General features: G+C 48.0%; 7 protein-coding genes. All 7 read left to right on the top strand.

All coding sequences use genetic code 11. From position 1 onward, the window contains the following. The first annotated feature begins 30 nt into the window (after positions 1 to 30). On the top strand, positions 31 to 2,301 hold the full coding sequence (locus BM049_RS09880) for a glycoside hydrolase family 65 protein (protein ID WP_091531153.1): 2,271 nt from the start codon (positions 31 to 33) through the stop codon (positions 2,299 to 2,301). Between the two features lie 647 nt (positions 2,302 to 2,948). Next, on the top strand, positions 2,949 to 3,611 hold the full coding sequence (gene pgmB / locus BM049_RS09875; RefSeq protein ID WP_091531151.1) for a beta-phosphoglucomutase: 663 nt from the start codon (positions 2,949 to 2,951) through the stop codon (positions 3,609 to 3,611). 26 nt (positions 3,612 to 3,637) lie between these two features. Further along, positions 3,638 to 5,263 (top strand): glycoside hydrolase family 13 protein, encoded by a 1,626-nt coding sequence (locus tag BM049_RS09870; protein ID WP_091531149.1) that lies wholly within the window; start codon positions 3,638 to 3,640, stop codon positions 5,261 to 5,263. A 208-nt stretch (positions 5,264 to 5,471) separates the two neighbouring features. Beyond that, complete coding sequence (locus BM049_RS09865; RefSeq protein ID WP_091531146.1) at positions 5,472 to 6,788, top strand: sugar ABC transporter substrate-binding protein; 1,317 nt, start codon at positions 5,472 to 5,474, stop codon at positions 6,786 to 6,788. Positions 6,789 to 6,948: 160 nt separating this feature from the next. After that, positions 6,949 to 8,265, top strand: a complete 1,317-nt coding sequence (locus tag BM049_RS09860) for a sugar ABC transporter permease (protein WP_091531143.1) — start codon at positions 6,949 to 6,951, stop codon at positions 8,263 to 8,265. Further along, positions 8,265 to 9,143 carry a sugar ABC transporter permease gene (locus tag BM049_RS09855; protein WP_245751919.1) on the top strand — a complete coding sequence of 293 codons (879 nt, stop codon included), beginning with the start codon at positions 8,265 to 8,267 and terminating at the stop codon, positions 9,141 to 9,143. The genes BM049_RS09860 and BM049_RS09855 overlap by 1 nt, the downstream gene beginning before the upstream one ends. Before the next feature lie 104 nt (positions 9,144 to 9,247). Continuing rightward, positions 9,248 to 15,250, top strand: coding sequence for a pullulanase (locus tag BM049_RS09850; protein WP_091531141.1), 6,003 nt, complete (start codon positions 9,248 to 9,250; stop codon positions 15,248 to 15,250). The last annotated feature ends 178 nt before the right edge of the window (positions 15,251 to 15,428 follow it).

The raw sequence follows: 15,428 nt of genomic DNA, 5'->3' as shown, positions 1-15,428 counted from the left end.
ATAATTCATAGATTGGGATGTGTATGTGGAATGAAGAGAATAGCAAAGATAGATCCGTGGAAAGTCATCACAACGGATGTAAAAAAAGATAAGCGTGTGCAGGAAAGCCTGACTGCTATCGGCAATGGCTATATGGGCCTGCGCGGAAACTTTGAAGAAGGGTATTCCGGGGATTCACATATCGGTACGTATCTGGCCGGTGTCTGGTATCCGGACAAAACACGTGTCGGCTGGTGGAAGATCGGCTATCCGGAGTATTTCGGTAAAGTCATCAATGCCACGAATTTTATCCCTGTAACGATTCAGGTCGATGGACACAAGGTCGATTTGGCCGTGGACGATGTGAAAGAATACCGTCTGGAGCTCGACATGAAGGCCGGTGTACTCAATCGTTCTTTCGTCTGGACAAAAGACGACACAGAGATCGCCTTCACCTTTGACCGGTTCGTAAGTGTAGCGACTAAAGAACTTGCCGTTATCAACATCGAAGCGAACGTGCAAAAAGGCAGTCCCGTCATCGAAATGACCCCTTACCTGGATGGGGACGTTGAAAACGAAGACAGCAACTACGATGAACAGTTCTGGATCGAACGCGATCGCGGCTTAAAACCTTACCCTTACTTAACGACCAAAACCGTGGAAAACAATTTTGGGACCGAACGCTTTACTGTAACGACGATGATGAGCAACTCGGTTTCTGGCCTTGCTAAAGAAGACAGCAGCGAATCTGACATGATGGTCGCTGAAAACTTTAAAAGCACGGTTTCAGAAGGCGAAACAGTCAGTTTGACTAAGCTGGTCTCGGTCATCACGAGCCGTGACGTCGAAGAATCCGATCAGGTCAAAACAGCAGAAGCTATTTTAGCTGAAGCAAACGAAGTGTCATTTGCTGAATTGAAAGACGCACACGTCAGTGAGTGGGAAAACCGCTGGAACAATGCCGATGTGGTGATCGAAGGCGACGAAGCGAGCCAGCAGGGTGTCCGCTTCAACATTTTCCAGCTCTTCTCGACCTATTACGGCGAAGATCCGCGTCTGAATGTCGGGCCAAAAGGCTTTACCGGCGAGAAGTACGGCGGAGCGACTTACTGGGACACAGAATCCTGCATCCTGCCGATGTACTTGTCAACGACAGATGAAGAAGTGTCTAAACAGCTTCTCGTTTATCGTCATAATCAGCTGGAAGAAGCGCATGTCAATGCGTCCAAGCAGGGTCTGGATGGCGCGCTTTACCCAATGGTGACCTTCACAGGGATCGAGTGCCATAACGAGTGGGAGATCACGTTTGAAGAGATCCACCGTAACGGTGCGATCGCCCATGCGATCTTCAACCATGCGACCTACTTCGGCGACGACTCCTATCTCTTGGATCAGGGAATCGAAGTCCTGACTGGGATCTCCCGCTTCTGGGCTGACCGCGTGCATTACTCAAAACGCAATGAAAAATACATGATCCATGGCGTGACGGGTCCGAACGAGTATGAAAACAACATCAACAATAACTGGTACACCAATACGATGGCGGCGTGGACACTGCGCTATACGCTGGAATCTCTTGAGAAAGTGTCTGACGAGAAAAAAGCGAGCCTGAACATTACTGACGAAGAGTTAGGTCAGTGGAAGGATATCGTTAATAACATGTACTTCCCTAAAGACGACGAGCTGGATGTCTTCGTTCAGCACGATACATTCCTGGACAAGGATCTGCGTCCGGTAGATTCGCTGAAACCGGAAGAGCGTCCGATCAACCAGAACTGGTCATGGGACAAGATCCTGCGTTCGCCGTTCATCAAACAGGCAGATGTGCTGCAGGGGCTTTACTTCCTGAACCACGAATACAGTCTGGATGAAAAAGAGCGCAACTTCGACTTTTACGAGCCGATGACCGTTCACGAGTCATCGCTGTCACCTTTAGTCCATTCGATCCTGGCATCAGAACTGGGCAAGAAGGAGAAAGCGTTCGAAATGTACGAACGTACGGCGCGTCTGGACCTGGACAACTACAACAATGATACGGAAGACGGCCTGCACATCACATCGATGAGCGGCGGCTGGCTGTCGATCGTTCATGGCTTTGCCGGCATGCGCACTATGACAGGCGAACTGTCCTTTGAACCGTATTGTCCTGAAAAATGGGACGGCTACGAATTCAAACTGAAGTACCGCGGCCGACTCATCAAAGTCATCGTCGACAAGGAAAACGTCGAATTCGCTCTACAGGAAGGCGACGCTCTGGACTTCGATCTGTACGGTGAACACGTAACATTGAAGGACAGCGTAAAACAAGCGCTCCAGAAATAAAAAAAGGGTTGAGATCATCCTTGTGATGATCTCTTCCTTATTGAATGGCTTTGGTTGGGTGTTCGCCGGGTAAAGGACATGGAAGCGAGCAGTTACGAGAGCGAAATGTCGAACTGAGAAGATGCCGGTTCGATGAGTCTGCACTTCCAGTACCGGAATGTCGAACTCGTGCTGTGCCTAGACGCAGAGTCAGCACTTTTTGAGTGGAAATGTCGAACTCACGAGCCATGGAAGCAGTGAGCGAGCAGTTGCAGGAGCGAAATGTCGAACTGAGAAGATGCCGGTTCGATGAGTCTGCACGTCCAGTACCGAAATGTCGAACTCGTGCTGTGCCTAGACGCAGAGTCGGCACTTTTTGAGTGGAAATGTCGAACTCGTGAGATGCCTGCTTGCTGAGTAAACAGTTTCTGGACTGGAATGTCGCACTCATGAAGTGCCGACCATATGAGTGAACAGTTCGTGGATCAAGATGTCGTACTCGCAAAGCACCGACCCGGCGAGTGAACATCTTTCCTGCCCGAACACCCAACCCAAACTAGAAAGCGCTAAAAATGTAAAACCCCTAAAAGCAATGATAAAATAAAAAAGAGAGAGGGCCCTCTCTCTTTTTTCATTATGAGACAGGAAGACATTCTAAGGAGGACATCATGATTAAAGGATTAATATTTGATTTGGACGGCGTGATCACAGATACAGCGGAATATCACTATCTGGCATGGAAAAGTCTGGCGAAAAAGCTGGATATCGAGATGGACAGAGCATTTAATGAACAGCTTAAAGGCATCAGCCGCATGGAATCGCTCGATCTTATCTTAAAGCACGGCAATAAAGAAAACGATTATACGGAAGAAGAGAAACAGGAACTGGCCACACAGAAAAACGAGGAATATCAGCATTATATCGAAGAAATCACTCATGATGATCTGCTTCCCGGCATAGAAAGACTTCTTAAAGAAGCCAAAGAAAAAGGGATCGGGATGGCACTCGCTTCGGCAAGTAAAAACGGACCAAAAATAATCAGACAGCTGGAAATCGATGAATTGTTTGACGGGACAGTTGTTGACCCGGCTTCTTTGCGTGCGGGCAAACCGGACCCTGAGATATTCTTGAAGGGGGCTGAAATACTGGGCTTGAAACCAGAAGAATGTGTGGGGCTGGAAGATGCCGAGGCAGGCGTTGAATCGATCAATGCGGCCGGCATGTTTTCTGTCGGCGTCGGTTCAGAAGCGGCTATGCACAAAGCGGACTATATCGTTAAAGACACGAAAGAGCTGACACTGGATAGAATCCTTAAAGCAGCAGAAAAATAAGCGGTAATGAACGAGAGGAGAATGGTATGAAGTGGTGGCAGAACGCGGTGATTTATCAGATCTACCCGCGGAGTTTTCAGGACAGCAATGGTGACGGTATCGGAGACATCCCCGGAATCATCAGTCGCCTGGATTATTTAAACAATCTGGGGATCGATGCCATCTGGCTGAGTCCCGTATATGAATCCCCGAATGATGACAATGGCTATGATATCAGTGACTATCAGGCTATCCATCCGGATTTCGGTACGATGGAAGATATGGATCGTCTGATTGAAGAAGCGAAAAGCCGGGGCATACGGATCGTCATGGACCTTGTCGTCAACCATACGAGCGACGAGCATCAGTGGTTCATCGAGGCAAGGAAAAATAAAGATAACGCCTACCGGGACTACTATATTTGGCGCGACCCGGAAAGCGGCGGTCCGCCTAATGATTTGACGTCGACCTTCGGCGGTTCGGCCTGGGAATATGATGAGGCAACGGAACAGTATTATCTGCATCTATTCAGTAAAAAGCAGCCCGATCTGAACTGGGAGAATAAAGAGGTCCGTCAGTCGGTCTACGACATGATGAATTTTTGGCTCGATAAAGCTATCGGCGGTTTCCGGATGGATGTGATCGATCTGATCGGGAAGAAGCCGGATGAAGGAATCACCGGGAATGGACCGAAGCTCCATGACTACCTCAAGGAGATGCATCAGGAAACCCTTTTAAATAGAGATGTCATGACCGTCGGCGAAACCTGGGGAGCGACGCCCGAAACAGCGAAGTTATACTCTGATCCGGAACGTGACGAACTGTCCATGGTGTTCCAGTTTGAACATATGCAGCTGGACGAGCAGCCGGGCGGAATGAAGTGGGATCTCAAACCACTCGATCTGACTGAACTGAAAAGAGTCCTGTCCAAGTGGCAGGTCGAACTGAAAGACAGCGGCTGGAACAGCCTGTTCTGGAACAACCACGACCTTCCGCGGATCGTCTCCCGCTTCGGGAACGATACAGACTACCGGGTGGAAAGTGCCAAACTGTTCGCGATCCTGCTCCACCTGATGAAAGGGACGCCCTATATCTATCAGGGCGAAGAAATCGGGATGACGAACCGCACAATCGAATCGATCGATGAAGTGGATGACATCGAAAGCATCAATATGTACAACGAGCGACTAGAAGAAGGGTATTCAAAAGACGAACTGATCCATGCGATCAACGTTAAAGGGCGGGACAATGCCCGAACCCCTATGCATTGGGACGATTCTGAACAGGCCGGATTCACGACCGGGACCCCCTGGCTGCCTGTCCAGCCCAACTATAAAAATATTAACGTCAAAGAGTCTCTTGATCCTGAGGACTCTATCTTCAGCATGTACAAAAAGCTGATCCAGCTGCGTAAAGACCACCCGCTGATCGTCTGGGGCGATTATGAGCTGCTTCTGCCGGATCACCCGTCTATCTTTGCCTATACGCGCAGGTATCAAGGAAGCACGTGGCTCGTTGCCGCGAATGTCAGCGGGCAGGAAGAAAGATTAGAATTGGATGAGGACAGACGTGCGGGAAAAGTGATCGTCTCAAACTACGGTAAAGAGGAAATCGATTTAGAAAAGGCAGTCCTGCAACCTTTCGAAGCCATCGTGGTCGAAATAGCCCAATAGTTAAAATATAAACAAACTAACGGGTAAATCCTGATACCGGTAACATTGAAAAAACGATTGAAACCGTTATTAAAAGCTTATATAGTTAGAATGTAATCACTTACAACATCTTCTCTAAACAAACTGGATTTAGGAAAGCCTTTTCCTGATGTTTAGAAAGTGGAGTAGGGACACGAAGCAAATAAAAAATATACTAGGAGGCAACACAATGTTAGATAAGAAATTATGGTACAAAGGAATGTTACTGCTTTCAACCGCTGGAGTTCTTGGAGCATGCGGCATGGGCGACAACACAGATTCAGAAGATACTTCAGGAGACACAACTGAAGAAACAGCTGAAGATACAACAGATGGCGAAACTTCTGAAGAAACAGCAGAAGGTACTCCTGAAAAACCTGAATCGCTACATATTTGGGTCAACGATGAAGAGGCACAATTGAATGCGTATGATGAAATCACTGCTAACTTCACTGAAGAATACGGCATCGAAGTCGAGATCACACCTTACAGCATGCTTGAACAGACAGAAGGAATGAGCTTGGATGCACCAAGTGGACAAGGTCCAGACCTGTTCTTCCAGCCGCATGACCGTATGGGCGATATCCACCTGCAAGGTTTGGCAGCAGAACTTGAACTGACAGACGATCAAATGGAACGTTTAGGCGAATACAATGAAGAAGCAGTGAAAGCATTCAGTTATGAGGGTGCTCAATATGGTATTCCGGCTGTTGTTGAAACTTACGGCCTGTTCATCAATACAGATTTAGTTGATGAAGTACCGGAAACAATGGAAGAGCTGACACAAACGGCAGCTGAACTGACAGAAGGCGAACAATACGGCTTCATGATGAATGCCGCAGACTTGTACTTCACCTACCCGTTCATCACTGCTGACGGCGGCTACATCTTTGCACAGAACGAAGACGGTTCATATGACACATCAGACATTGGCTTGAACACACCAGAAGCTGTTTCTGCTGTGGAAAGAATCCAAGGCTGGTTCGAAGACGGACTAATGCCTCAAGGTACAGACCTGGAAGTTGCTAACAGCCTGTTCATGGACGGTCAAGTCGGCATGATCATCAACGGCCCTTGGGCTATTCCAGACTATCAGGAAGCTCTTGGAGACAGCTTGATGGTTGCAGAACTGCCAACGCAGGACGGCGAACCATTGAACTCATTCTCAGGAAACAAAGGCTGGCTGGTCAACTATTACTCAGAAGATCAGCACTGGGCAACAGAATTGGCACTTTACATGACGAATGCAGAAAGCTCAGAAACTTACTATGAAGTAGCCGGTGAACTGCCTGCGCATACTGCTGTTGAGATCGAAGATGAATTGATGGCACCGATCTTTGCTCAGACTCAAAACGCACATCCGATGCCAAACATTCCAGAAATGGCTCAAGTCTGGGAACCAATGGGTGACGCATTAACATTCATCCAGCAAGGTGACGATGTACAGGAAGTTTTAGACGAAGCTGTTTCAACGATCGAGTCAGAAATTTCATTGATGGGTCAATAAACAGAATCACAGTATAACGTCTAGCTAATTTGAAAAGGGAGATTGAGCGATGACAGACTCAATCTCCTTCTTCATATTAGTTATTTATGTGTATAGAGCTGATTTAGTCAACTCTGCAGACATAAGTGACTGCTATAGGGAGAGTAGAAGGAGAGAGATTATGGATAGTAACGAGAATCAAAATAGACCGTCCCACACTCGGGTGAAAAATCTGAATCATAGCCCTAAAAAGGCCATGCTGTTATCGATCATTCCAGGTATGGGTCAAATTTACAATAAACGAAAACTGAAAGGGATCGCGCTGTTCATACTGTTTGCCGCATTTGCATTCGTGATGTTCGATTTTGTCGCATCCGGACTGCAGGGGCTCATCACTCTGGGAACAGTGGCACGTGTGGATGATTCACGTGTGTTCATGATCGAAGGGATCCTGGCACTGCTCTTCACTGTTTTCTATGTGGCACTCTACTGGGTCAATATTCAGGACGCCAAAAATGAAGCACAGAAAATAAGAGACGGGTGGACGCCCGGAGGAGTGATGGAGAACTTCCGCAATTCCTGGGATACCGCTTTTCCATATGTCCTGATCGGTCCCGGATTTGCCCTCCTTGTGTTTGTAGTCATCCTGCCGCTTTTATTCATGGGCTTTTTAGCTTTTACCAACTATAACTTATACAATGCACCACCGCGCAGCCTGCTTCAGTGGGTCGGCTTTGAAAACTTTATTCGTCTAGTGACGCTATCTGAATGGCGTGACACCTTTATCAGTGTTCTGACCTGGACGATCACCTGGACATTCGTTGCAACAACACTGCAGATCGCTCTGGCGATGTTCCTGGCTATCCTGACCAACGACAAGCGGATCAAATTCAAGAAACTGATCCGTACCGTACTGATCCTGCCGTGGGCTGTTCCCGGCTTTGTCACCATCATCATTTTCTCTGCCTTGTTCAATGACAACTTTGGTGCGATCAACACAGACATCATTCAGCCATTATTCAATACGACGATCCCCTGGATGACAGAAGTCCTGTGGAGTCGGATCGCCATCATCATGATCCAGGTCTGGCTCGGGTTCCCGTATGTTTATGCGTTGTTCTCCGGTGTCCTTCAAGGAATATCCGATGACTGGTATGAAGCAGCAGAGATGGACGGCGCATCGCGCTGGCAGAAATTTACCAACATCACGTTCCCGCACTTGATGTTTGCGACAGGTCCGCTGCTGTTGACGCAGTATACCTTCAACTTCAATAACTTTAATATTATTTACCTGTTCAACGAAGGGGGACCAGCTGTCCGCGGACAGAATGCCGGCGGAACAGATATCCTGATTTCCTGGGTCTATAATTTGACCTTTACTAACTCGCAATTCAGTATGGCTGCTGCCATATCACTGATACTGGGACTGATCGTCGCGACCTTCGCATTCTTCCAGTTCAGACGCTCACGTTCATTCAAAGAGGAGGGTAACATGTAATGAAAAAACTTTTCACTAAAATGCGCGACAGACAATACAGTCGCAAAGAAAAAAGCCGCTTTGAAGTTGCGCTCATCTACTTCATCTTGGCGATCATGTTTGTCATCATCGCTTACCCGCTTTACTGGGCGTTTGCGATGTCGATGAATACAACAAGCAATCTTTACACAGCGTCACTCTCTCCGGAGACCTGGTCGCTGGACAACTTCAGATGGCTGTTCACAAATCCGCGGAGTGATTATTTACTCTGGTACAGAAATACACTGTTCGTATCCACAGTGGTGACAGTCGTTACGACACTGACAGTAAGTTTTGTCGCCTATGCTTTCTCACGTTACCGTTTCAAAGGACGCAAGAACGGCTTGTACGCCTTCCTGCTCCTGCAGATGTTCCCGGTACTGATGGCTATGGTGGCCTTGTACATCCTGCTTAATATCGTAGGACTGTTAGACAACTTATGGGGACTGATCCTCATTTATATCGGCGGAGGGATCCCGATGAATGCCTTCCTTGTTAAAGGCTACTTCGATACCCTGCCGAAATCACTGGATGAATCAGCCAAGATGGACGGGGCCGGTCACTTCAGGATCTTTTTCCAGATCCTCCTGCCGCTGGCCAAACCGATTTTATCCGTGGTTGCCTTATTCAACTTCATGACACCGTTCATGGACTTTATCCTGCCGCGGATCGTTTTAAGAAGTCCAGAGAACTTTACCTTAGCGCTGGGTCTTTACAACTTCGTTAATGCGCAGTTCTCAAACAACTTCAGCCGTTTTGCTGCCGGTGCCGTACTGATCGCTGTACCGATCGCTACGGTCTACCTGATGCTGCAGAAATATTTGATTTCTGGTCTGGCATCCGGCGCAACAAAAGGATAACTTTTATTGAAAAATTCCATACTCTCCTTACGTTTGCTTGTGGGGAGAGTTTCTTTTTGCCGAAAATGAGAGCGTTAACACTATTTTTTAAAGGAGAGTATCAGATGAACAGAACAAAAACATCCGTTTTATCCGCATTCTTTGCGGTAGTCTTACTGTTTCAAGCACTGGCAAATGTTTTTCCTTTTGTCACCTCCGTGCAAGCCGCTGAAGCACGCACCCTGCGTGTCCACCTGGAAACCGATACGATCGACAATGCTTTATCCTTGTGGCTTTGGGGAGATGTGATCACGTCCTCAGATGCAAACGGCAATGCCTGGCCGAACGGCTCACTTTTTTCGGCCGACCAGCAGACAGACTTCGGTTATTACCAGGACATTGAAATCAAAGATGATGCCGCTTCGATCGGTTTTGTCGCTGTCTATGGTGATGAAGCCAAGTACATTGAGGAAGATATAAATATAGATATTCATGAAGGTGTCGATGAAGTATGGGTAAGAGAAGATGGTTCTGTTTCTTATTATGAACCTGTTGACTTTGAGACACCGACTCTGCGCATTCATTACTTGAATGAAGATATCGATTATGACAACCATGGGGTCTGGTACTGGGGCGATGCACCAAATCTGCCAGCAGACTGGCCGACGGAAGCTGCAGCTTTCTCAAACGAACAGGTCGGGAAGCATGGTGCGTATGTTGACATTCCAGTAAACGAAGATGCCGGCAGCTTAGGTTTCCTGATCGTCGATCGGACGCAGGATGATGTGAAACTGACCGGTGATCTGTCTTTTGATTCTTTTGATACACAAAATCAGGTCTTTGTCACACATGAAGACCCGACTCAGGTCTTTACCAACCCTTTCTACATATCTGAAACGGTAGAAGAAGAGGGCCCTGAAGAAACTGAAGGAACAGAAGATATCACTGTCAAAGCATCTGTTGACCGTTCATTCAACTACAATGAACACGGACTTCTTGATGTTACGATCGAAAACAACTCAGAACTAGCTGTCGACCGTATCGAAGCAGATACCTCAGCGATCGGCGGCCCGTCAAACCTGGCCATTTCGCCAGAGTTAAACAGAGTGACCTTATCTGTAGACCACACTGTTCAACCAGGAACATACAAGATTCCAGTCTCTGTCTGGGATGAAAATAATGGCCGCTATAACACAGAGACAGAGGTCACGATCGAAGCCAGAAACAAGGCCGAAGGAGAGCGTGACTGGGATGAAGAAATCATTTATTTCATGCTTACCGACCGCTTTGCCAATGGGGACGAAACCAATGATAACCCTTATAAACTGGATTACGGTTCAGCAGACAACCCTCGGGGAACCTATCAGGGCGGCGACTTTAAAGGCGTCACCGAAAATCTGGACTACCTGGACGACTTAGGTGTCTCGACGATCTGGGTCACACCGATCGTTGAAAACGTAGCACATGATGTCTCGTTCGACAATGATGCAAACGGCAGTTATTACGCCTATCATGGGTACTGGGCAGAAGATTTTGAAAAACTGAACCCGCATCTGGGCACTCTCGATGAGTTCCACACCCTGATCGACGAAGCCGCAGCCCGCGACATCGATATCATGGTCGATGTGGTCCTGAACCATGCAGGGTATGGCATGCATCCGACTGACGGGATAGTGAATCCTCCGGAAGGCTATCCGACAGACGAAGACCGTCAGAGATTTGACGATATGTTGAGAGCATCATCTGGTGGCGGTGATCTGAAAATGGAACTGGCCGGTTTACCGGATTTTGAAACAGAACGTCAAGAGGTACGTGAACAGTTAGTTGCCTGGCAGTCTGCCTGGATCGAAAAATCGACCACAGCTAACGGAAATGCCGTAGCCAGCTACCGTGTGGATACAGTAAAACATGTAGAAGATACGACCTGGCAGCACTTCAAAAATGAACTGGTCAGAAAGGACCCGTCATTCAAACTGATCGGAGAGTCCTGGGGAGCAAGCTACACCAGTGACCATGGATATTTAAATTCCGGCATGATGGACAGCCTGTTGGACTTCGGATTCAAAGGCATTGCTTCATCATTTGCAGCCGGGAACCTGGAAGCTGCAAACGCGACCCTGATCGAACGGAATGCCGCCCTTACAAGTGACGCAACCTTGGGACAATTCTTAGGCAGCCATGATGAAGACAGCTTTCTATATTCTCAAGGCAGCGACGAAGCTAAACTTAAATTAGCTGCTTCTCTACAGATGACCTCAAAAGGTCAGCCAGTCATTTATTATGGAGAAGAGCTGGGACAGAGCGGCGCCAATAACTGGCCGGAGTACGATAACCGTTATGACCTTGCCTGGGATCAGGTAGAAAACAATGAGATCTTAGATCATTATCAGAAATTACTGGCATTCAGAAACGAAAATACTGAACTTTTTGCTCGCGGAGACCGTGAAACATTCCTTGGTTCCGATGATGCTGGATGGCTCATGGTGGAACGTGCTCTGGCAGATGAATCTGTTTATATGGCCTTCAACGTCTCAGACGAACCCAAAACGGTCACGGTTGAAACGACCGCAGCTGAAGCACAGCTGACTGATCATTATTCACTGGAAACCATGGAGGCAATGGAAGAAAACGGCACATATAGCCTGACCTTTACCATTCCAGCCATGCAAGAGGGCGGAACTGCACTCCTTACAGTCGAAAGCGGTGAACTGGTCGCTGAAGAAGTCAGTGAACCGGAAGAAGACAGCCAGACAGAAGGATCTGAAATCGAAGACGGATTTTTTCGTCTCCATTTTGAAAGCCTTCCGTCGGCTGATCCGGAAACTCTGGGTCTTTGGATTTGGGAAGATGTAGCTGCTCCTTCAGAAAACTGGCCGACAGGAGCCTTATCTTTCGGTGATGCGGTTGAAACAGATTACGGCTACTATCTGGACATCGAACTGGCTGAAGATCCGGAACTGATCGGCTTTTTGATCAATAATACTGCAGGAGCCAACCTGACAGAAGACATGAATGTGCGTCTATTGACCCCGGAAATGAACCAGGCCTGGGTCGATTCAGATAATATGATTTATCCTTATGAGCCTCTGGCTGATGATGTCCTGCGCGTCAACTACAGCCGTACAGAAGAGGATTACGACGGATGGGCACTCTGGACATGGGAAGATGTCCTGCAAGCAACAAGTGGCTGGCCGGATGGGGCCCATGATTTAGATACCGTGGGCGAAAACGGTGCTTACTTTGACCTGCCGTTAGCGGAAAATGCCGAGTCTGTCGGATTCCTGTTCCTGAACAAAAAATCAGGCGATCAGACCGGTGATTATATGTTCAGTGAAGCGGCTGAACACACACAAGTCTTCATTAAAGAAGGGGACGATACGATTTATACGAATCCTTACTATGCCAGCCAAGCCGGTATGGACCGGGCCGAACTGATTTCTGAAACGGAAATCGAAGTCTTCTTCCATACGGTCGAAGGACTGACAGAAGAAACACTCAGAGAAAAACTAGCTCTGACAAACAGCAGTGCCGAAGGGCAAACCATAGACACTGTCACGATCGATAATGAAAAGAATGTCGTGACGTTGACTGGAGACTTTTCAGTGGCAAACGGACCGTACACTGTCAGCTTTGACGAGAAAGAAGTCAACGCAATGATGGGCTGGAGACTGAAGGATGCGCTTTATGCTTACGACGGCGAATTGGGCTTAGACCTGAGAGAAGACGGAACAGCCACACTGAAAGTATGGTCTCCAAGTGCAGATGACGTGCGTGTTGTCCTGTATGACAAAGACGATCAGACTACCATTGTCAAAGACGATATTACAATGACTGCAAAAGATTCCGGTGTCTGGGAAGTGGAACTCGATGCCGATACCACAGGACTTGACGATGTGACGGGCTATTACTACCACTTTGAAATCGCACGGGATGGGGAAACGGTCCTGGCACTGGATCCTTATGCCCGTTCAATGGCAGCCTGGAACAGCAGTGATCCAGACAGCACCATCGGCAAGGCAGCGATCGTGAATCCGAGCCATATAGGACCGGAACTGGATTATGCCGAGATCGACGGCTATGAAAAACGCGAGGATGCGATCATTTACGAGATCCATGTCAGAGACTTTACATCTGACCCTGAGATCGCCGGTGAACTGGACAGTCAGTTCGGCACATTCAGCGCCTTTGTAGAAAAACTGGACTATATTGAAAGTCTGGGTGTGACCCACGTCCAGCTGCTGCCAGTGATGAGCTATTTCTTTGCCAATGAATTTGCCAGCGATGAAAGACTGCTGGATTATGCCTCAACTGATACAAACTATAACTGGGGGTATGATCCTCAAAGTTACTTCTCCTTGACAGGGATGTATTCAGAGAATCCAGAAGATCCTGAACAGCGGATCGAAGAATTCAAGAACCTGATCAAAGAGATTCACGACCGCGATATGGGTGTGATCATGGATGTGGTCTACAACCATACAGCACGCACGACGATTTTTGAAGATCTGGAACCCAATTACTATCACTTCATGGATGCAGATGGAACGTCTCGTGAAAGCTTCGGTGGCGGACGCCTGGGAACGACCCATGCGATGTCTCGCCGTATTCTTGTCGATTCGATCACCTATTGGGTCGAAGAATATAAAGTCGATGGTTTCCGATTCGACATGATGGGCGACCATGATGCTGAAAGCATTCAGATGGCCTATGATGAAGCGAAAGCCCTGAACCCTAACATCCTGATGATCGGTGAAGGCTGGCGCACATTCGCCGGCGACGAAGGTTATGAAGATGTCCAGCCTGCAGATCAGGACTGGATGCAGCACACTGACGGCGTTGCTTCCTTCTCGGATGATATGCGTAATGAACTGAAATCCGGCTTCGGCAGCGAAGGTGAACCACGCTTCCTGACCGGCGGTGCGCGTTCAATCCAGCGTATTTTCGACAATCTGACAGCGAATCCGCACAACTTCACAGCCGATGATCCAGGCGACGTTGTTCCGTATATTGCGGCGCATGACAACCTGACGCTGCACGACGTGATTGCCCAGTCGATCCAGAAAGATCCGGCTGAGCACGAAGAAGAGATCCACCAGCGTATTCGTTTGGGTAACTTGATGGTCTTGACTGCTCAAGGGACTCCGTTCATCCATGCCGGTCAGGAATACGGACGCACCAAACAGTTCCGTGATCCGGACTTCATAGAGCCTGTGTCAGCCGACAAGGTCCCTTACAAGTCGACCTTCATGACTGATTCAAACGGTGAACCGTTCGAGTATCCGTATTTCATCCATGACTCATACGATTCGACGGATATCATCAACCGCTTTGACTGGAGCAAAGTGACAGATGAAGAAACCTATCCGATCCACACATTGACAAAAGACTACACAGCTGGCCTGATCGCACTCAGACGCAGCACTGATGCCTTCAGTAAAGGGACAATGGAAGAAATTTCAGAAATGGTTTCATTAGTCGATGTCCCTGAAGTGGAAGAGAACGATCTGGTCATCGTTTACCGTGCTGAAGATGCCAACGGTGACAGCTATCTTGTTATGGTCAATGCAGATAACCAGGAGCGCACACTAACATTGGATTCAGATCTGACAGACGGCTACGTATTAGTCGACGGCAAGCAAGCCGGAACAACTCCGATCGAAAATCCTGAAGGTTTGACTGTTTCTGGAAACACAGTTACTCTTGATGCTCTGACTGCCTCTGTTCTGTTATTTACAGATAGAGACATGACAGACGAAGAATCAGACGAGAACGACGATGAAACACCGGCTGACGAAGAATCAGACGAGAACGATGATGAAACACCGGCTGACGAAGAATCAGACGAGAACGATGACGAAACACCGGCTGACGAAGAGTCAGACGAGGATGACGATGAAACATCGGCCGACGGTGATTCAGACGAGAACGACGATGAAACACCGGCTGACGAAGAGTCAGACGAGGACGACGATGAAACACCGGCTGACAAAGAGTCAGACGAGGCCGACGAAGAATCAGGCGAAGACTCCCTACCGTCTACAGCAACGGCTGTGTGGACTGTCGGTGCACTCGGCTTAGTCAGTGTTATAGCTGGTGTCGGCGTTAAAATGTTTAAAAACAGAAAATAAGCTCAGCAAAGAGCACACTGAGAACGCAGCTCATTTAAGGTGAGCAGAAAACCTTGTTGAGGTACGGCTCTCAAATGCTTCAACAGATTTTCAGAAAAAAGCAACAAGAAACGGCACTCTCCTCGTCTGTGCAACAGGCACTTGAGGAGAGTGCCCGTTTCTGTTTCCAAAAGATGGA

The organism is Alkalibacterium subtropicum (genome assembly GCF_900112455.1).
Classification (GTDB): domain Bacteria; phylum Bacillota; class Bacilli; order Lactobacillales; family Carnobacteriaceae_A; genus Alkalibacterium; species Alkalibacterium subtropicum.
The sequence above is the reverse complement of the archived record's forward strand: the minus strand, read 5'-3'. Positions and strand labels throughout refer to the sequence as shown.

Bases quoted from the DNA above. Each gene is read 5' to 3' on its own strand.
- pgmB (WP_091531151.1), top strand. From the start codon at position 2,949: ATGATTAAAGGATTAATATTTGATTTGGACGGCGTGATCACAGATACA.
- BM049_RS09870 (WP_091531149.1), top strand. From the start codon at position 3,638: ATGAAGTGGTGGCAGAACGCGGTGATTTATCAGATCTACCCGCGGAGT.
- BM049_RS09880 (WP_091531153.1), top strand. From the start codon at position 31: ATGAAGAGAATAGCAAAGATAGATCCGTGGAAAGTCATCACAACGGAT.
- BM049_RS09860 (WP_091531143.1), top strand. From the start codon at position 6,949: ATGGATAGTAACGAGAATCAAAATAGACCGTCCCACACTCGGGTGAAA.
- BM049_RS09855 (WP_245751919.1), top strand. From the start codon at position 8,265: ATGAAAAAACTTTTCACTAAAATGCGCGACAGACAATACAGTCGCAAA.
- BM049_RS09850 (WP_091531141.1), top strand. From the start codon at position 9,248: ATGAACAGAACAAAAACATCCGTTTTATCCGCATTCTTTGCGGTAGTC.
- BM049_RS09865 (WP_091531146.1), top strand. From the start codon at position 5,472: ATGTTAGATAAGAAATTATGGTACAAAGGAATGTTACTGCTTTCAACC.